The organism is Streptomyces sp. ActVer (assembly GCF_027270795.1).
Lineage (GTDB): Bacteria > Actinomycetota > Actinomycetes > Streptomycetales > Streptomycetaceae > Streptomyces > Streptomyces umbrinus_A.
This window is the reverse complement of record NZ_JAPWHT010000048.1, coordinates 1-17330: the sequence shown is the minus strand read 5'-3', so window position 1 is coordinate 17330 and position 17330 is coordinate 1. Positions and strand designations below refer to the sequence as shown.

Here is a 17330-nt window from a genome sequence, read left to right as displayed (position 1 = left end):
CTCTGCGCGGCCGCGCCGGAATGGCACAGCCGTCTGCGCCGGCGGTGCGGGGCGCCGCCCTCGCCGCCATCGCCCACATCCCAGACGCCAGTCGGCGGTACGCCGCCGACAGCCTCGACATGGCGAGTAGCGCCAGGCGCGCCGTCATGGTCGGCGCCGCCGAACCAACACGGTTCGCCGCTGCGCCGCGTTGTGGCACAAGACACGAGGGGGTGCTGTGAGGGTCATCTCCAAGTGGGTCGGGGCGATCAGCCTGCTGCCTGTGTCGCGGCCCGCTGCCTCCACAGGTACGCGCAGGTTCCGCCGCCCTGCGGTGCGACTTGTAGAGAGTCCTTTAGCAAGGTCTGGATCTTGCTGCAGGTCCTGCATATGTTCGTCGTCCCTCGCCGGGCTCCCTGCCCGGCAGTAGACGACGCTAGGAGCCAGATGCGGAACGCCCGATCCAGCCGGGTGAGATAGCCCCGAACACAGCGACGGCGTCCAAGGAGCGGTAACTCCAGGACGCCGAACGCCAAATGGCACTCCTGCCCCGGCAAGGGCGGAGATTTACCCACCTTCACCGCACCGGTCCTTTCCTACGAGGCACACCGGCGCGGGTTTCACTACGGAGGAGAGTCTTACATGCCGCCTGCCCTGCGCAAAGGGCCGGTGTCCCCGGCTCGCGCGGCAGCCGTCCTCGCTTCGCCGTCTGGCTCCCTGGACACGTACCGGTTGCCCTGCGCCCTCGCGCCGGAGCCGGCCCCCAGCGTCCGGCCCGTTTGGGCGGTGACCCGATGAGCCGTGACACCCGCGAATGGGCGTGGGAGTACAGCGCCAGCCGCGGAAACGCGCGCCTGGTCCTATTGTCGATCGCCGACCGGATCCCCGACGAGCAGTGCGTCGCCTGGGCGTCCCTCACCTCGCTGATGAAACGTACGAACGCGAGCCGCAACGCCGTGCGCGGCGCCCTGGTCGCGCTGGCCGAGAGCGGCGAACTCGAGGTGCTCGACGACCTAGGCGGTCCGCAGCACAGCACGGTCTATCGGCTCCCGCGCGCCGCTGCATGGCTGGCCAAGGTCGCGGCGACCCGGGAGAACGACCCCGGCGCGTACGTCGAGCCCCTGACGGACGCCGACCCGGTACCCGCGTTGGACGACGAGCGGCTGCGCAAGCACGGCATCTGGCCGAAGACGGGGTCCGAATCCGACCCCCGTCGTCAGGATCTGACCGGGTCAGAATCTGCACCCCCTCGTCAGAACCTGACCCCTCCCCGGGTCAGAATCCAACCCCCCTCCGGGTCTGAACCTGACCCCCAGAACCCTAGTGAACCGAAGGTGAACCGTAGGTACAGCAGCAGTAGTGCTGCCGACCTCACCTCCGCCGCGGACTGGCAGGTCGACAACGCGAGCCTGTCCTGGGCTCAGCAGCAGGGGCATCTTGCCCGCCTCGGCGAGCACGGCGTACAGGCCGCTGACGCAAAGTGGCGCCACCACCGGAGCACCTGGAGCGCTCGCTCCGCCGCCGCCTGGGCCGCCGACTGGCGGGCCTGGATCGCCCGCGAGCACAGCCCAACCCCCCACCGACCGAACCTCTACGCCCTGCCCGGCGGCACCCCCGCGCCGCAGGCCGGCATGACCCGCGCCGACGCGCACATGGCCGCCCTGCTCGCTGCCGTCGATGAACCGACTGGAACGGAGTAACTGCCTTGGACCGCCGCGAAGTTGCTGCCGTGCTCACCTATGTCGGTCGCCTGGACCCGCGCACCATCCGCACCGACGCGGGCGAGGCCCGCAACCAGCTCGCCATGTGGCACGAGCTGCTCGGCGACGTCCCGATGGCCACCGGCCAGGGCTGGGACGTCCGCGAGATCGTTCGCAAGCGCATCGTGAGTTCGCCGTACCCGATCCTGCCGGCCGATGTGGCCCGCGAATGGCAGGCGCACCGCCGCGACCGTCTGTCTCGGCACACCGACCCGACCCCCATGGCCGACCCGGACAATGCGGAAGCCTGGCGGGCGGAGCTGCTGGCGGCGCGAGATGCCGTGGCTGCCGGAGTGGCCGCACCCTCGGCTCACCGCGGGATCACGGCGGGGCGACACCGGCCGGGGCTCAAGGACCAGCTGGCCGCCGTCGGCTCCTACATCCCGCCGGCCGTGCGCGCCGAGCTGGCCCCGTACCGCCCGGCCCGCGCCGCCCGCGAAGCCGCCATCGCCGCCGGAGGACCCGACGTCCTGAGCGTGCCGTGCGACTGGTGTCACGCCGACAAGGGCGAGCCCTGCCGCCGCCGTCGCATCAGCCTCGACGGAAGTGCCCGGGGCAACGCACCGCGCGTCACGGCCCACCCCGGCCGCATCGACCGCGCCCTGGCTGCGCAGGCCCAGCAGGCATCCGCCGCCTGACAGCAGCCAAGCCCCCCCCTTCTCCACCAAAACGTTCCGACTCCGGTACAGCCCCACGCCGTGCCCCGAGCCCGCCTCGCAGCACCCGCCGCACCCCGTCCCGCCACCGGTGCCGAGCGACCCGCACCCACCGAGGCGACTTCCGGAGACCGTCATGCGCCACATCACCACCAACGACACCCCACCCCCGACGATCCGGGGTATCGCCGACCACAGCTGGCAGGAACGGGGCCAGTGCCACGGCCTGCCAGCCAAGGAGATCGACGAGCTGTTCTTCCACGCGGCCCGCGATCGCGCGGCCATCGACGCGGCCAAGGCGATCTGCGGCAGCTGCCCGGTGAAGAAGGCGTGCTTCGACTACGCCCTCGACAACGAGATCCGCCAGGGCATGTGGGGCGGGCTCACCGAGGACGAGCGCCGCCCCTGGCACGCCCGGGTCAACAAGCGCCTGGACTACAGCCGCGTCAAGGCCGCGTTCGAAGGCCGCGACGTCCACCTCAGCGACGCCGAGCGCGAAGCCGTCACCCGCCACGCCTACGTACGCGGCTGGAGCCCCGAGCGCCTCGCCTACGCACTGCGGCTCGACCTCGACTGGGCGCGCGACCTGATGCGCAACGCTGCCCACGCCGTCGCCGACCGCGACCGCTACTGGGGGCAAATCGACCCGGCCGAAGCAGCCGACGACGAGTACGTCGAGGACGACGACGCCGAGGCCGCCGCCTCCCCGGTGCAGGTGCCCCGCCAGGCGCAGACCCACGCCCTGATCGCCGCTCTCCGAAAGGCCGCATGACTCACCTCCTCGCCATGCCCTCCCTCGTCTCTGGCATCGAACCCATCCACTTCGTCGCAGCCGTCGGAGTGCTCGCCCTGATGCTCGGCGGATGGTCGATCCGGCGTAACCGGACCCCGGCGAGCGGCCCGCGCGCCGGCACCCCCGCGGTCTGGGTCGCGGCCCTCGCCGCCCTCAACTGCACCGCCTACAGCGCCGACACCAGCTGGCGGTTCGCCGCCGACTACCTCGACATGGCCGGCACGGTGGAGCGGGCCATGATGTTCAGCGCGGCCGAACTGGCGCTGTTCGCGACGGCGCTGATGGCCCGGCAGAACCTGAAGACCCAAGGAGCGCCCGGCCTGCCGGGTGGCCTGGTCTGGGTGATTACCGGGGTGCAGGTCATCCCGGCGTACGCCGAGTCGGGCACGGTGGGCGGCACCGTGCGGGCCTTCGTCGGCCCGGTCATGGCGGCCGTGCTCTGGCACCTGGCCATGGGCATCGAGCTACGGCTGCACAAGCCGGACGCCGCCTCCCAAGGGCTCCTGGCCACGCTCGGACGTGAAGTGCGGGAGCGTCTCCTCTCACGCCTGGGCGTCGCCACCCGCAACCGTGATGCCGCGCAGATCACCAAGGACCGCGCGACTCAACGGGCCGTGGCCCTGGCCTCCCGGCTGGCCGGGATACCAGAGAAGGAGCGTGAGAACGGCCGTGGCAGTCGGATCACGCGGCGGCTCCAGTCGGCTCTCGCACGATCCGGTGTCGGCACCGACCCGCAGCAGCGTCGCGCGCTTCTGGAGCAGCTGGCCGCCCGTCGGCACGCCACGGCGCTCGCCACCGTGGTCCTGCCGTCGCCCTGGATTCAGCCCGCGCGGTACCAGGACGCCGATCGGGGGGACCGGTCCCCTCTCCCTACGTCGATCGCGACTCCGTCGGCGAACGGGACGCAGGCGAGTGCGTGGGTGAGCGCGGTCCCCGGCGACGGTCTCCGAAGCACTGCATCGATCGGGGACCGTACAGAGGGGGACCGTGCGGAGCCGGGGACGGGACGTGAGCCCGACGGGGACCGTCCCCACCCGGACTCCGTCGGCAACGGGGACCGAGCCGCCGAGTCCGGCTCGAGCCTGCTGCCCGAGGGCCAAGAGGCGGCAGTTGGGGACCAAGACACCGTGCCCGCCGGGACCGAGGAGCCCGACGACGGCGCGAGCGGCAGTGCCGAAAAGGTGCACGAAGCTACTGCTCAGGAGGGCACAGACCCGTCCCCGGCGGCCATCACCATCGGGGACGAGGGCCGGGAGCACCCGGACGCCGAAACGGGGACCGAGCCCATCGGGGACCGTCCCCACACCGTCCCCAACGACGACGGGGACCGCGAACACCCCGACACCGAAACGGGGACCGAACCCAACGGGGACCGTCCCCACACCGTCCCCGTACGGCGGACGCCGAAGGCGAGGGCGTCCCGGAACCGGCCGCGCGGCGGTCAATCCCAACGGTCCCGGAAGCAGCCGCAGCTGAGCGTGGAGGAGATGGTCGAGCGGGTCCGTCCCCATGTGCCCGCGCTGCTGGAGCGGGACGGCAACGAGTCGCTGACCCGCGTTCAGCTGCGGGAGATCCTCCGTGCCCAGCAGATCCGGGGAGGACGGAACGAGCGTCTGACGCCGGTTCTGCAGCGGCTCCGCGACGAGGCGGGCACCACCACGGCACGGAGTACGGCCCGATGAAGACCTGCCAGCGTTTCGCGCACATCAAGGCCGGCTTCGAGCAGGACATCCGCTTCCTGCGCGGTCATGCCGAGCGTCACCAGGGATCCGCGCCGGCGAAGACCAGCGCGAAGAACGCCATGTCGGTGAAGCGGAGCATGGCGCGGGCCTTGAACCGGCACCTCGATCGCTGCCCCGAGTGCGGCTGACGGTCACAAACAAGCAGGTCAGGAGCCTGCTTCCACCTTTCCATCCGGTGGCCCGGCCGAGGCCGGGCCACCGCCCCCGCACTGAAGGGACCCGCTATTCCTGCCCGTCACCGCCCGCGTATGCACCCACCGTCCACCGCCGAGGCCGCCGCCTGGGCGGAGGTGCTCGTACGCCACCAGCTCCTGTACGCAGCCGTGCTGACCCCGGGCGGCCAGTGGCTCGTGCAGCACCGCGCCGAATCCCTTGTCCACGTCCTCCACGGCCCGAGAGCCATGGTCGATCTGGCCGCCGAAATCCAGCACCGCATCCGCACCACGAGGTACCGCACCCGATGACGAACCCGACGACAACCCCCGCTCCCGCGCCAGGTGAGCCGGAAACCAACTCGACCTCGTCGCGAGCAAGTTGGTGCAAGAGCATTGCTCCCGGTGGGAGCAATGCTCTTGCGTCTCCCGCCCCGGGGGTGGCGGGAGCGGATCGGCGCCAGGGGGCGCCGATCCGTCAGGATGCGGCCGAGGGCGGCTCGCATCCTGAAGAAGGGGAGAACCACTCCTGCCACAGCGCCGACTGCGCCCACACCATGCCGAAGCCCCACGTTCAGCAGCGTGAGCGCCTGCGCGACGAGAAGAAGCGTATGCACCAGCCGAGCTGCCGCATGAACGACGACGAGTACCAGCTCCTCGTCCGTGCTGCTGCCGCCTGCAATATGAGTATCGCCAGCTACCTTGCTCGCGCCGCGCTCAAAGCCGCCCGCAACCTCGACCGCACCGCCGCGGAAATCGCCGGCGAACGCGAGATGCTGAAGGAGCTGTTCGGCCTTCGAATCGCACTGAACCGGATCGGCAACAACCTCAACCAGGTTGCGGCAGCCCTGAATTCGGACGAGCCCGCGCCGCAGGCCACGGCGGTTCTCTCTGCCGTCGACCGGATCTCCCTGCGTGTGGACGCCTTCCTCCGGCGCTACCTGGACGGCGAGCGTCCGGCTGCATGATTCCCAAAGTCCACGACATGGGCACGGACACGCGCGGGCTGGTGGCCTACCTGTACGGCCCCGGCAGGGCTGAGGAGCACATCGACCCCCACCTCGTCGCGGCGTGGGATCGTCTGGCCCCCGACCCCGGCCGCGACCCCGAGGCGACGTACGGCGACCTGCAGCGTCTGCTCGACCAGCCCGTCATAGCACTGCCCGAAAGCGTCAGGCCCGCCGAGCATGTGTGGCACCTGTCCGTACGCGCCGCCCCCGAAGACCCGATCCTCACGGACGAGCAGTGGGCGGACATCGCCCGCCGCATGGTCGCCGCCACCGGCATCGCCCCTGAAGGCGACGATGCCGCCTGCCGCTGGGCGGCTGTCCGCCACGCCGACGACCACATCCACGTCATCGCCACCGTCGTCCGCCATGACGGCCGCCAAGCCCGCATCCGCAAGGATGGCGCCCGTTCCCAGGCGGAAGCACGGAAGATCGAAGTGGACTACGGGCTACGCCGATTGAACGCCGGCGACGGAACCGCCGCCAAGCGCCCCGCCAGCGCCGAACGCCACAAGGCGAACCGGCAGGGCAAGGAACGAACGCCACGCGAGGAACTGCGGGAGACGGTGCGCCGCGCTGCCGCCGGCGTCGCCAGCGAGCAGGAGTTCTTCGACCGCCTGGCCGTCGCCGGCCTCCTGGTCCGCCAGCGCGTCGCACCCTCCGGCGATCTGCTCGGCTACAAGGTCGCGCTGCCCGACGACCGCAACGAGGGCCAGGAGCCGATCTACTATTCGGGCTCCACCCTCGCACCCGACCTCTCCCTACCGCGCATGCGCGAGCGGTTGGCCGGCAACGTCTCCGGACCCGGCCCCGAAGCCGTCGCGGACCGCTCCTCCGGCTCGGCGCGTGTCAACCCGTCGACCGCGCGGCGCCAGGCGACGACGGCGGTCTGGCAGGCCGTACTCGTCGTCGACCAGAGCGACGACGGGCAGGTCGCCGCGCAGCTCGCCGCGGCCGGCGAGGTCCTTGACGCGCTCGCCAAGACCTCGGCCGCGCACACCCGGCGCGAACTGCGAGATGCCGCCTGGGCGTTCGAGCGGGCTTCCCGCTCCCACATCCGGGCCGAACGGGGCCACGACCGTGGTCTGCGGCAGGCTGCCCGTGACCTCGTCTACGGCGGGCCGGCGCTCGGTCGTGGGGAGGACGGCGCCACCACCGCCATGTTGATCGATATGGTGCTTTTCCTGGTCACCGCCGCCGCCCACTGGCACGGGAAGAAGGAGCACGCCCAGCAGGCGGCTGCTGCTCGCCAGGCCGCCGAGCACCTACGCGCCGCTTACCAGGCCGCCGCGCCGGTGTACCTGTCCGTCATGCACCAGCGCGGTCGGCGTCTGTCCCAGCCCCTGCAGCGCAAGCAGGCCGCCTACCTGCGCCAGGCGGTGCCGGAGCTGGCCGAGCAGGTCCTCACCGAGCAGGGCTGGTACGCCCTTGCCGCCACGCTCGCCGATGTTGAGCACGCTGGGCACGACCCGGCCGTGCTCCTGTCCGAGGCCGCCGAGCGACGGGAGTTGGACACCGCAGACTCGATCAGCGACGTGCTCGTGTGGCGGCTGCGGCGCATGGCCGATCTGCCCGCCGACCCTTCCGCCATGCCCGAGCACACGGCCACCGCGCCCGCCGCCGCCCGCGGTGCTGCGCAGCGTCCGACGCACCGCACCGACCGTCCCGCCAAGTCCCGCTGAATTCAACCTTCTTAGAGTTGCAGCAGGTCAGGGACTTGCGGCACTCTCCTCGTGCAGGCGAGACGACAGAGATGGAGACGGCATGTTCCGACGCAATCGTGCGGACCGAGAGTTCCGTGAAGCTCAGCGTGCCGGCCAGGCGGTGCTGGCGATGCACACCGAGCTGCCGCTGCCGGAGGCACCCGGCCCTGTCGCTGCCTCGGCTGTGCCGGCGGCCACGGTGGTGCCCGATTTCCTGCCGCCGGACTTCCGGGCGCCGTCCCGCCAGGACGTCTCGGGGTTCATGATGCGCTGGGACCTGCCGCTCGTCATCGACGGTGAGGTCCACGCGTGCCACTGCGGTGCGTACCGGAACTGGATCGTCTTCAACATGAGCGACGACTCGGTGTGGCTGCGCTGCCCGGTCGGCCACGAGACGGAGGAGACCCGGCTGGACACCGCCTGGTACAACCGCAACTCAGGTCCGGTCGACCACTTCCACCCCACTCTCGAAGACGGACTGCGCCACCTCGGCCGCTGAAGCCACGAAACCCCTTCCCTCACCCCTGCGTTCGTCGGCGCCCGGAGGGCCGACCCGGTCAGACCATCCGTCTCGCATCACCAAGGGGTTTCCGCATGCGCCGTTCCACTACGACCGCCCTCGGCCTCGGCACCGTCTTCACCGTCCTTGCCCTGACCGGCTGCTCCAGCCACACCGAGCCCGCCGACGTCTCGGCCGCATCCTCCGCACCCGCGCACCGGGGCGGCAGCTCGGCATCCGCGCCGCTGTCCTCGATCCAGCTGAACCAGCGGCTGCTGAACGAGAGCGACCTGGGCGAGGGCTACACCCGCAAGCCCGAGCCCGCTCGCAGCAACGACGACGTCACCGTCATCGGCTGCCCGGCGCTGGAGGAGCTCGGCAGCGACGCGGCCACCGGCTCCGGCCTCGACTTCAGCCGCAAGGCGAAGGCGTCCTTCACCTACACCGGCAGCAGCAGCTCCGAGGTGAGCGAGGAGCTGTACAGCGACAGCGCCGCGAAGTTGTCCAAGGGCATCGGGAAGATCTTCGACGCGATGCTCTCCTGCCCCTCCTACCAGGTGACGTCGGGCAGCACCGTAGTCGACATGGGCACCGCGAAGGCGTCCGCGCCGGGCCTCGGCGACGAGCAGTGGAGCCAGCTGCTCACCTTCTCCGCCGGCGGGCAGCGCAGCGTCGTCAAGCAGACGGCGATCCGCACCGGCAGCATCCTGCTGATCGTCTCCGGCTCGCCGGGCCTCGTGGACGCCCACCTGGGCGAGGCGGTCGCCAAGGCGCGCATCGCACGCTGACCGGCTCCTCCACCTGCCCCGGTGTCCGGGCCTGTCCTCCCGACAGGCCCGGACACCGGGGTTTCGGCGTATGGGGCGATCAGCCGTCGAGGCGGAGTTCGCCTGGCTCGTAGCGGAGTTGGAAGGTCTGCGCGTGCTCCCCGTGCATCCAGTACAGGGTCATGGTCGACAGCATGCTGCGCTTGATATAGCGGGTGCGCGAAGGCATTCCTTCGTCCTGTTCGACGATCCAGGCTTCCACCCGCTCTGGCAGCCCGAACCGCAACGCGTATGCCTCTGGGTGCTCCGCGGAGCGCAGTTCCCAAACCGGATGTGACGCTGCCTGATTGATGCGACGCAGGCGCACCGCGTGCGTGGGGTGCGCTCTCGCGTAATCCACGAAGGCGTACAGATCATCCGAGGCCAGTCCCAAGACGAACGGCGCGGCAGGGAAGGCCAGGACAAGACCCAGTTGCGACCGGCTGTGCAGGGCCTGCGCCAGGTAATCGAGTGGGCCTCGAATCGCATCGGGCAGGTCCACGTCGCCCGCGTCCATTTCCAACAGCGGGCCACGAAGATACGTCCGTATCTCGTGCACCTTCGGCCGCTCGGCCGCGGGGGTCACTTCGAGCGCTGCGTGAATGGTGTCAGCCGTGGTCTTGACGAGATTCCGCAGGACGGCGAAGTCCGGTGCGGAGAGGTCGATCAGGGATATCTGGTGGGCCAGCGCGTAATCCTGCGCCTCCGGGCTGAAGCCGGACGTAGAGAAGATCGCGTAGCTATAGCGGTATCGCGTCCGCGGCCGGCCTGTCCCCGGAGCGGTGAGCGTGGTGGTCTCGCCCTCGTTCACATCGTGGATCACACCGTGGCCGTTGCGCACAGTGGGCAGACCAACTGGAGCTGTGGTCAGGTACTTTGCCTCGACGAACAAGCGGACCGGCAGCGAGAACGGCGGAACGTACCGGAACTGTCCGAGCGCGTCGACCTGGTGCCACGCCCCGCGTCCACGGACCAGCAGACCGTTCTTGTCCTTCTTCAGCACCTTCCACGGCTCTTTGTCCTTGTCGTCGTCGGCAGTGAGGACTTCGAAGCCGCTGGAGCGCAACAGCCAGGCCAGCACCTCCTCCAGGAGGTAGCCGCGCAAGGGTCCTTTGCCGATCACTTTGCCTGCCACGACGGGGATCCTATGCGCGGTCTGGATCTTCGTTCCAGGGTCCCCTCAGGCGCGCGGCTGCCGGGGTACGGCGAAGGCCCGGCGGTTCTCCTCCCGCGAAGAGAGTGGAACCACCGGGCCTGGAAAAGGGGCATCACCCCGCCGATCCCCCGCCTCGGCCACCGGCTCTGAGCTGCCCGTCAGCCGCGGCGGACGACGGTGAGACGGTCCTTCGCGCCTTCGGGGAGCGTGCGGCGCGGTACCGGGCCGGGTGCGGCGAGCGAGGAAGCGAAGGCGGCGACGAGCTCGTGTGGGGCGCTCGCGCTGAAGCTGGCACACCACAGATACGGCGCCCCGAGCACGGGCTCCGCCCACGCCTGCCAGCCCAGCAGGTCATCGCGGGGGTCGGCGTCGTGGATGAGCGGCGGCAGCATCTCCAGCGAGACGTTCGTGGAGAAGCCCGGGTCGGTGGCGGTCGTACGCGGGCGGTCCATGTCGCGCCGCCAGCCCCGGGTGCCGAGTGCGGTGAGGACCGACTCGGCGTTCTCGAGCCCGGCGTCGGGGGTCTCGCTGGCGTCGAGCGCGAGCAGGAAATCGGTGAGCGCCTCGTGCGGTACGCCGGCGGTGAAGTACGCGTTCCACTCGGTCAAGGCCGACGCAGGGTACGGACGGGCCGACAGCTGCCAGGCCACCGGGAGGCCGCCCAGCTCGAACGGGTAGGCGGCGAGGATCCACTCGGCGCCGCGCAGGCCGTCGGGGCTCACATAGAGCAGGGTGCTGCGGGAGGTCGGCCACATGCGCCAGCCGAGCTCGGTCAGAGTGTCGCCGATCCGCTCGGCGAGGACGCCGTCATCACCGGCCAGGTGGCGCGGGGTGACCCAGTACATCGAGTCCGGCGAGTGGGGGTGGGAGGGATCGATGGGGTGGTGCGGGTGCAGGGGCGCCTCCGTCAGTTCGAGGTTGGATCACTGGCTGGTGTTCGGCCCGGTTGCGCCGCGTCGGCGGCGCGAGGGTCCCTCGGCCGGCGGTTGCCAGGTCAGAGCGACAGCCACGGCGGGCGGCAGAGGGCCGAACTGCTCGGCCTCCGGGGACTCGGCGATGTAGACCATCGGCCGGCCGTGCTCGTCCACCGCTTTCTCCACGCCGCCCAGACGGTGGGCCATGGGAAAGAAGGGGTTGACGGCGAGACGGACGGGCGTGTCGCGGTCGCAGACGGACAGCAGATCGAGAATGTCACCGACGGTCATCTCGGGCGAGTGCGGGTCCAAGGCGTTCTCCTAGCGGTAGCGGACGGGGCCACGAGAGCAGGGGCAGGGTACGCGGCGCGTACGAGGGGAAGCGGACGTGCCGGTCACAGGGGCTGGGAGGTGGCCAGGATCTGGGCCACGACAGCAGCGATGATCTCCGCCGGGGTCTCCGTACCGAAGGACATCCGGTAGCCGGGAACGTTCGCGGTGCCGGTGACCGCGATCACCCAGCCCTCGCCCGTCACCCAGTCCTCGTCCGCGCCGCCGGGCCGGCCGTTCGGGAAGTAGCCGAGGTAGAACCGGCCGTCGTGCGAGCTGACGTGCACGTCGGCGCGGTCGTCGACGATGTGGGTGAAATCGGCCTCCGAGAACTGGTCGACCACCTCCATCGCCTGACCGGCACCGAGCTTCCAGGAGCGGAGCCGCAGGGCCCCGACCGTGGTGGCGAATCCGGGTTGCGCCGCATCCAATGCCACAGCATCACCTCTCTGACCTGGGGTTTTTCGGAAGGTCGTTCAGGTTGACATGCCGTTGCAGCGTCCACCAGTCCTTTGGGCGATCTTCTTGTCTGCCACCGGCGAACTTGTCCTTGGACAGCGATGTGGGATCTCTATCTCCGTGGCCGAATCTCACGACCGATGGCCAAGCGGTGGCCGATCGGCCACGGATCTGAGATTGGTTGGTCAGCCCCTGTCCCGTCTCGCTGCTGGGACATGCCGTCTGTGCCAGGCGAGAGCGGATGGCCCGGGCCCTGTGGAAGAGCCACCGCGGCAGCGAGATACTGAGGCCGTGGAGAGCGGACAGGTTCGCACGCTGCACTTTGCGGTCGAGTGGGTCGATCAACACCCGGTGACCTGGCTCGAAGGTGCCTTCCCCGCCTCGTACGAGGTCGAAGGTTGGAAGCTGACGCTCACCGAAACGAGGCTCGCCGCCGCGCCAGCTGCGCGGATGATCGAGGACGAGGCCCGCTCTGCCGTCATGCCGCTACTGGATACTTGGTCGGCCGAGCTTGAAGTTGATCAGCGCCTCGTCGTGATGCTCTACTACCTCGGCGCTGACGTGGAGCCGGATACAACTGGCGCGAGGGGAACAGTTGCCAGCGCGGACTTCGCAACTGCGTCGGCCACAGCGTTCGACGCAACCATCGTCATTGAGCGCGACGCCCCTCCGCAGCCGGACTGGTCCTGGCGGGACACAGACGTGACCAAGGCTGCGCGGACGATGTGCCTGCGTCCTCTGCGGAGCGGGACCCGACCGATTGCAGACGCCGCCTACTGGCTCTCGACCCACCTGAAGAAGTGGGCCGCCGACGGGGATCAGACTGCAGCCGAGCGGCTCAACGTGTCCTCGGGTTACTTCAACAAGGTCAGTCAGTTGGGTGCAAGAAGCGACGAGCGGAAGGTCTCCACGGCCTCACTGGCGCTGGCTGCGGAGGACAAGGAATCACTTAGGAGCGCAGTAGAAGTGCTCATCCGGCGGCTGCACTTGGCAGAGAGTGGCCTCCGCCCGGGCCAGCACCTGGACCTGTCCGATTGGCCGGCTTCGTAGCGGTCCGGGCTGCCCCGGTGACCGGCTCGAAGACGACCCACGGGCAAGCACCTCGATTCGGGCGGGCCAGTCGGCCAAAACCGCTGGTGGGTTTGGGGGCGTAACCGGGATAGTGGCCCGGTGCCTGCGAAGTTGACCGATATGCCGCCTGACCGGCTGGATGCGCTGATCAAGCATCCCTTCCACCGGGAGAACGCCGAGGGGCTGATCAGGTTCATCCGCGATCTGCGGGAGTGTCACGGTCCCGAGGACTTCGTAGCCTTTCAGCACGACCTACTGACCGCCACGCTCGAAGCGAGTCATGCGCGTGCCGCGCGAAATCGGGTGATCAAGCGGCTCAAGAGGGGAGAGAAACTCCCCGCAGACGCGCCCGAGCTGGTAACGGGCAACCACCACGACGTGGACGACTGGCGGCTCGAGTCGGATGTCCTTGAGCGCATAGGCCGACAACTGCGTTCCGTGGGGGATGCCATGGCGTGGCGGGCATTTGGCTACGACCGCCGCTACATCCTCACCCTGCGACGGAACGAAGCGCCCGGCCCGATGACTTTCGCTAAGGAAGGCACCGTCCACGAGGTCCAGTTCATGCAGCAGCAGTGGAGCGAACACCGGCGCTTCGCGATGTTGCATGACCTGACGAACTGCCTGCGCATCGGCGACGCGACTGTCTTCGACACCCCCGACGAGAACAACCTGCAGACCATCTACCTGCATGAGCTCAAAACAAACCCGAAACGGCGTGAGGGCGCCCAGCTCACACGGACCCGCATGGCGGCCGAGGCACTGGACGTGAACGGGCCGCTGCCCGGACCCGACAAAGCCCGTCTCATCGAAACCGGCATACCGTACGCCAGCCACCTGTCGACCCTCCGCGACGCCTTCGCCTACGCCCACCAAGAGGGACTGAAGACGATGCGTGTGCCTGGGCAACGCGCACTGCTCGCGCTCGACATCCCGGCGGCCGGCAACCGTTGGGGCCTACAGGAAGCCACACGACAGTTCCACTCCGCGTACGCGGCATTGCTGCGCCGCACCCGACTGACCGGACAGCAAATCTGCTTCGGCAGCGGTGACAACACCGCCCGCAACACGCTGGCCCCGCCATGGGGCATCTATCCCCTACAGCCTGCGGAGTGCGCCGGCCTGATCGCCGACGTTCTGGTTTTCACCGTGACGATGTCGTCCGACAACTTCATCGAGGAGCTACATAAAGCCGGCCTGAACGCCGAGTGGGTCCTGGCCGAAGGCGCCGACATGGCGCCCCTCCAGCCCGTCGTGGCAATCTACGGACATGGCCACCGCGTCGTGATGGCCCGTGCGGAAATCGAGCGGCTACTGCTGGAACTCACCGACCTTGGCACGTGGGCACGAGGAGTGGAACGTCTCCTTCAACTGGGCGTTGCAGGCTGGCAGCCGTGGCCTTACTTCACTGACGAACACAAAGTCTGGGCATGACACGGGGCGCAGCCCGCGCGCGAGGCCCGTGACCTGGCCGACCAGACCCGGGTGCGGGTCGGCGGACTGGCCAAGTACATCCAAAGGCCCCCGATGGCCAGGGGAGTTGCGTTCGGCGCCCTGGAAGATAAGACCGGCGTGATCAACCTGGTCTTCTCTCCTCCGGTCTGGGAACGCACGCGAGAGGTAGTCCTCGGTGCTGCTGGAGGGGCACATCGAACGTGACCGCGGCTCGGTCAACATGATCGTGCACCGCGCGCACGCCCTGGCGGGCCCCGGTCGGGTCCATCAGCCGGGGCCATTCAGGTGACGATCTACGGGAAGCGGAGGTTCGGCCGCTGCGCCCGCGGCAGGGTCATCGTGATGCCTGCCGTCACGTGCGGCGCTGCGGGTCGGGCGCGAGCGTGATGGACATCCAGTGCGCCGCCGCTTCGCGATAGCTGTGTCCGACCGGGGCCAGTTCGCCGCTGCGGGTGAGGCTGAAGATTGTCACCATGATCATGTCCGAGCCGTCCGCGACGGAGGTGAGCTGGGTGCGGCAACGGCTGCAGGACCCTCGATGCAGCGTCGGCCAGGTGGAGAAGTACGTCGGCTCGCCTGCGGGGCCCGTCCACTTCAGGGCGTCCCTGCGGAACCCGACCCATGCCATCGCCGGCGCCCCGGACAGGCGCGTGCAGTGCTCGCACGAGCACAAGTGGGGGTGTCGTCCGGGATGCCTGACGCCTCATACGTGTGGTCACCGCACTGGCAGCGCCCACTCCACAGGACAGGGACGACGATCGGCTCGGCCACGGAGACGGCTCCTCTGGTGCGGGAAAGCTGATTCCGGCGGCAGTGTGCCGTACCGCCGCGACATCGCGCTGATGTTCGGTACCGCTCGACCCGAACGGGATGGCGAATCCACCCTTGAAGGCGAATGTCAGTACGAGCCCTTACGGCCACGGCGGCTATCGGCGGTACCTCCCAGTCGGGGCGGTGGCGCAGCCTCCAGCGCCTCCATCAGCTGGCCCCACGTGAGCGCCCACGACGAAGCCCCCAGAATCGAACGATCCGATTCCGGGGGCTTTACGGAGAGAAGCGGGTGAGGTCAGCTCGTGGTGGAGCCGTCGTCGGTGGCGTTGTCCGCGCGTCGGCGACGGGCCGCGAAGAGGGCGCCTCCGCCAGCAGCGATCAGGACTCCGGCGCCGCCGATCAGCCACGGGGTGGCGTCGGCGCCGGTGTGCGCGAGAGAGCCCGCAGGGGTGGGGGCCGCAGTGCTCGACGCGGTCTCGTCGGAGGTAGGGGTACCCGAGGCGGACGGCGCCGGGTTGTCCTCATCCTGGCCGGGCTTGTCCGGGGTCGGCCGGTTGCTCGGCTGATCGGTCGGCTTCTCCGTGCGCGGCGGGGTGGTGACGGTCTTGGCATTGGTGACGGCCACGGTGACGGGATCGCCCGGCTTGGCCTTGAATGCCTTCACGGACGGGTAGATCTCGTAGCCAGCGGGCGCCTTCACCTGTTTGAGCCAGAAGTCGCTGCCGCTGCGGGAGTTGATGGGCAGCTTGCCGCTGGCCGTGCCGTCGGAGCCGGTGGTCAGCGTCAGGATGGTCTTGTCGCCGCTACCGATGTTGACCGTGGATCCGGCCAGCAGCTTGCCGGTCTTGTCGTCCTTGGCCTTCAGCCGAACTGAGGCGGGCTTGAACGGGTCGATGATGGTCAGCGGGGTGTCGGCACCGGGGGTGACGATGACGTCCTGGTCGTCGACGACCTCGTGCAGCGGGCTGCCGCTGGAGACTTCCTTGAGCCGGTAGACACCGGGCGGGAGGTCCTGGAAGGTCAGCTGGCCCTCGGCGTCGGTGGTGCCGCTGGCGGCCTGCTTGCCGGTGGAGTCGAGCAGGGTGAACGTGGCTCCGGCGAGAACCCCTCCTCCCGGGTCCTTCTTCAGGATGGTGACGCCGCCGTTCTCGGCCGCGCTCAGCGGAGTGATGGACGTGGACGTGGTCGGCTCGGGGGTGTTCGCGGAGGCGGCTGGGACCAACGCCAACGTGCCGGTCACTGTGGCGACAGTGACGGCCACGGCGGACAGGCGGCGGGCGGAACGGGTAGGCAAAAAGGAACTCTCCTGGAGGGGACACGGGCAGAGATGCCCGTCGGTGCAAGCGGGGTAAGGCCGGTCAGCGGGTACGGGCCGGCGACGGCTGGGGCAGCAGGGGCGGACGGGTTTGCCCTGGAAGGTGCGCGGGGGCGTCGATCGTGGTTCCGCGGGCGGCGGTCTGGACGAGGTGGTGTTGGTCCTCGATGGGCAACGTCACGATGTGCGATAGGCCCTGCGCGACGGAGGCACCGCGCAGTGTGCCCGCTGGCAGGTCGGCGGCATGCACGATCCGGGCTGCCGCCTCGGCTTCGATCAAGAGGCCGAACGCCGGTGGAATGTTGAGCAGTTGGGCAGCCTGCTCGCGGCTGCCGGTCAGTGCTTGAGTGAGGGGAAGTCCGTCGTCGAGGACGCTGTCGACGATGTCCAGCCAGACCGGCGTGGCCTGGTGGAGGCGGGTGAGGAAGTCGGCGTCTGTGAGCCAGCATCCCCGGGACGGCTCAGGATCCGTATCGAGCTAAGCCGGTCGCCGCCGTGCGCTGTCGGCGCTGCTGGGCGGGGACGGTTCGTGCGTCCAGACCTTCAGGTAGTCCTGGATGGCATGGCTCAGGGGTATGACGGCGGCGCCGATCCAGGGTGAGGTGTCGTCGTGGTGCCAGTCCCGTACGACGCCGTAGCCGTCATGTCCGGGCTGTTTGCCGAGGCGGGCGTCCCGGACCACGAACGTGCTGTGGTCGGCGAAGGACAGGTACGCGTGGTCGAGGGCGCCGCGGCCCGGGTGGAGGATGCTCAGGCGCAGTC

The 17330-nt window shown here is 69.6% G+C and carries 19 protein-coding genes and 1 pseudogene; 12 read left to right on the top strand and 8 right to left on the bottom strand.

Annotated elements, in window-relative coordinates; translation table 11 throughout:
* Window positions 1–773: 773 nt before the first annotated feature.
* From O3Q52_RS10965 to O3Q52_RS10920, 10 genes are all read left to right on the top strand, one after another.
* Entirely contained in the window at window positions 774–1679 is a 906-nt protein-coding gene (locus O3Q52_RS10965; protein ID WP_266586680.1) for a helix-turn-helix domain-containing protein, read from the top strand.
* Window positions 1680–1684: 5 nt separating this feature from the next.
* Window positions 1685–2377, top strand: coding sequence for a hypothetical protein (locus tag O3Q52_RS10960; RefSeq protein WP_266586678.1), 693 nt, complete (start codon window positions 1685–1687; stop codon window positions 2375–2377).
* Window positions 2378–2531: 154 nt separating this feature from the next.
* Window positions 2532–3167 (top strand): WhiB family transcriptional regulator, encoded by a 636-nt coding sequence (locus O3Q52_RS10955; protein WP_266586676.1) that lies wholly within the window; start codon window positions 2532–2534, stop codon window positions 3165–3167.
* Entirely contained in the window at window positions 3164–4870 is a 1707-nt protein-coding gene (locus O3Q52_RS10950; RefSeq protein ID WP_266586674.1) for a hypothetical protein, read from the top strand. The genes O3Q52_RS10955 and O3Q52_RS10950 overlap by 4 nt, the downstream gene beginning before the upstream one ends.
* Entirely contained in the window at window positions 4867–5058 is a 192-nt protein-coding gene (locus O3Q52_RS10945; RefSeq protein ID WP_266586672.1) for a hypothetical protein, read from the top strand. Before O3Q52_RS10950 ends, O3Q52_RS10945 begins: the two co-directional genes overlap by 4 nt.
* Before the next feature lie 120 nt (window positions 5059–5178).
* The gene (locus O3Q52_RS10940) at window positions 5179–5394 is read left to right on the top strand and encodes a hypothetical protein (RefSeq protein ID WP_266586670.1); all 216 of its coding nucleotides are present in this window, start codon (window positions 5179–5181) and stop codon (window positions 5392–5394) included.
* A 128-nt stretch (window positions 5395–5522) separates the two neighbouring features.
* Entirely contained in the window at window positions 5523–6050 is a 528-nt protein-coding gene (mobC, locus tag O3Q52_RS10935) for a plasmid mobilization relaxosome protein MobC (protein WP_266586668.1), read from the top strand.
* Window positions 6047–7771, top strand: a complete 1725-nt coding sequence (locus O3Q52_RS10930) for a relaxase/mobilization nuclease domain-containing protein (RefSeq protein ID WP_266586666.1) — start codon at window positions 6047–6049, stop codon at window positions 7769–7771. The genes mobC and O3Q52_RS10930 overlap by 4 nt, the downstream gene beginning before the upstream one ends.
* 82 nt (window positions 7772–7853) lie before the next feature.
* The gene (locus tag O3Q52_RS10925; protein ID WP_266586664.1) at window positions 7854–8291 is read left to right on the top strand and encodes a hypothetical protein; all 438 of its coding nucleotides are present in this window, start codon (window positions 7854–7856) and stop codon (window positions 8289–8291) included.
* 95 nt (window positions 8292–8386) lie between these two features.
* Window positions 8387–9079, top strand: a complete 693-nt coding sequence (locus tag O3Q52_RS10920) for a hypothetical protein (protein ID WP_266586662.1) — start codon at window positions 8387–8389, stop codon at window positions 9077–9079.
* A gap of 79 nt (window positions 9080–9158) precedes the next feature.
* Here the strand turns inward: O3Q52_RS10920 and O3Q52_RS10915 are convergent, their stop codons facing one another.
* The 4 genes from O3Q52_RS10915 to O3Q52_RS10900 all read right to left on the bottom strand — a co-directional run bounded on the left by O3Q52_RS10915 (window position 9159) and on the right by O3Q52_RS10900 (window position 11934).
* Window positions 9159–10232: a hypothetical protein gene (locus O3Q52_RS10915; RefSeq protein WP_266586660.1), complete on the bottom strand. Its 1074-nt coding sequence runs from the start codon at window positions 10230–10232 to the stop codon at window positions 9159–9161.
* 179 nt (window positions 10233–10411) lie between these two features.
* On the bottom strand, window positions 10412–11098 hold the full coding sequence (locus tag O3Q52_RS10910) for a DUF317 domain-containing protein (RefSeq protein ID WP_266586658.1): 687 nt from the start codon (window positions 11096–11098) through the stop codon (window positions 10412–10414).
* Window positions 11099–11176: 78 nt separating this feature from the next.
* Window positions 11177–11458: a hypothetical protein gene (locus O3Q52_RS10905; protein ID WP_266588548.1), complete on the bottom strand. Its 282-nt coding sequence runs from the start codon at window positions 11456–11458 to the stop codon at window positions 11177–11179.
* Between the two features lie 104 nt (window positions 11459–11562).
* Complete coding sequence (locus tag O3Q52_RS10900; protein ID WP_266586656.1) at window positions 11563–11934, bottom strand: DUF317 domain-containing protein; 372 nt, start codon at window positions 11932–11934, stop codon at window positions 11563–11565.
* Between the two features lie 313 nt (window positions 11935–12247).
* Between O3Q52_RS10900 and O3Q52_RS10895 the strand changes: the two genes are divergently transcribed.
* Entirely contained in the window at window positions 12248–13006 is a 759-nt protein-coding gene (locus O3Q52_RS10895; protein WP_266586654.1) for a hypothetical protein, read from the top strand.
* A 120-nt stretch (window positions 13007–13126) separates the two neighbouring features.
* The gene (locus O3Q52_RS10890) at window positions 13127–14461 is read left to right on the top strand and encodes a hypothetical protein (RefSeq protein WP_266586652.1); all 1335 of its coding nucleotides are present in this window, start codon (window positions 13127–13129) and stop codon (window positions 14459–14461) included.
* A 373-nt stretch (window positions 14462–14834) separates the two neighbouring features.
* Here O3Q52_RS10890 and O3Q52_RS10885 read toward each other — a convergent pair whose 3' ends face one another.
* The 4 genes and pseudogenes from O3Q52_RS10885 to O3Q52_RS10870 form a co-directional block, all read right to left on the bottom strand.
* Window positions 14835–15110 (bottom strand): hypothetical protein, encoded by a 276-nt coding sequence (locus tag O3Q52_RS10885; protein ID WP_266586650.1) that lies wholly within the window; start codon window positions 15108–15110, stop codon window positions 14835–14837.
* Window positions 15111–15548: 438 nt separating this feature from the next.
* On the bottom strand, window positions 15549–16547 hold the full coding sequence (locus tag O3Q52_RS10880) for a SpaA isopeptide-forming pilin-related protein (RefSeq protein WP_266586648.1): 999 nt from the start codon (window positions 16545–16547) through the stop codon (window positions 15549–15551).
* A 64-nt stretch (window positions 16548–16611) separates the two neighbouring features.
* Window positions 16612–16848: a hypothetical protein gene (locus O3Q52_RS10875; protein WP_269648608.1), complete on the bottom strand. Its 237-nt coding sequence runs from the start codon at window positions 16846–16848 to the stop codon at window positions 16612–16614.
* A gap of 198 nt (window positions 16849–17046) precedes the next feature.
* A pseudogene (locus O3Q52_RS10870) lies at window positions 17047–17330 on the bottom strand (hypothetical protein); the annotation flags it as partial.

Bases quoted from the DNA above. Each gene is read 5' to 3' on its own strand.
- O3Q52_RS10965 (WP_266586680.1), top strand. From the start codon at position 774: ATGAGCCGTGACACCCGCGAATGGGCGTGGGAGTACAGCGCCAGCCGC.
- O3Q52_RS10955 (WP_266586676.1), top strand. From the start codon at position 2,532: ATGCGCCACATCACCACCAACGACACCCCACCCCCGACGATCCGGGGT.
- O3Q52_RS10950 (WP_266586674.1), top strand. From the start codon at position 3,164: ATGACTCACCTCCTCGCCATGCCCTCCCTCGTCTCTGGCATCGAACCC.
- O3Q52_RS10945 (WP_266586672.1), top strand. From the start codon at position 4,867: ATGAAGACCTGCCAGCGTTTCGCGCACATCAAGGCCGGCTTCGAGCAG.
- O3Q52_RS10940 (WP_266586670.1), top strand. From the start codon at position 5,179: ATGCACCCACCGTCCACCGCCGAGGCCGCCGCCTGGGCGGAGGTGCTC.
- O3Q52_RS10930 (WP_266586666.1), top strand. From the start codon at position 6,047: ATGATTCCCAAAGTCCACGACATGGGCACGGACACGCGCGGGCTGGTG.
- O3Q52_RS10925 (WP_266586664.1), top strand. From the start codon at position 7,854: ATGTTCCGACGCAATCGTGCGGACCGAGAGTTCCGTGAAGCTCAGCGT.
- O3Q52_RS10920 (WP_266586662.1), top strand. From the start codon at position 8,387: ATGCGCCGTTCCACTACGACCGCCCTCGGCCTCGGCACCGTCTTCACC.
- O3Q52_RS10910 (WP_266586658.1), bottom strand. From the start codon at position 11,098: ATGTACTGGGTCACCCCGCGCCACCTGGCCGGTGATGACGGCGTCCTC.
- O3Q52_RS10905 (WP_266588548.1), bottom strand. From the start codon at position 11,458: ATGACCGTCGGTGACATTCTCGATCTGCTGTCCGTCTGCGACCGCGAC.
- O3Q52_RS10885 (WP_266586650.1), bottom strand. From the start codon at position 15,110: ATGGCATGGGTCGGGTTCCGCAGGGACGCCCTGAAGTGGACGGGCCCC.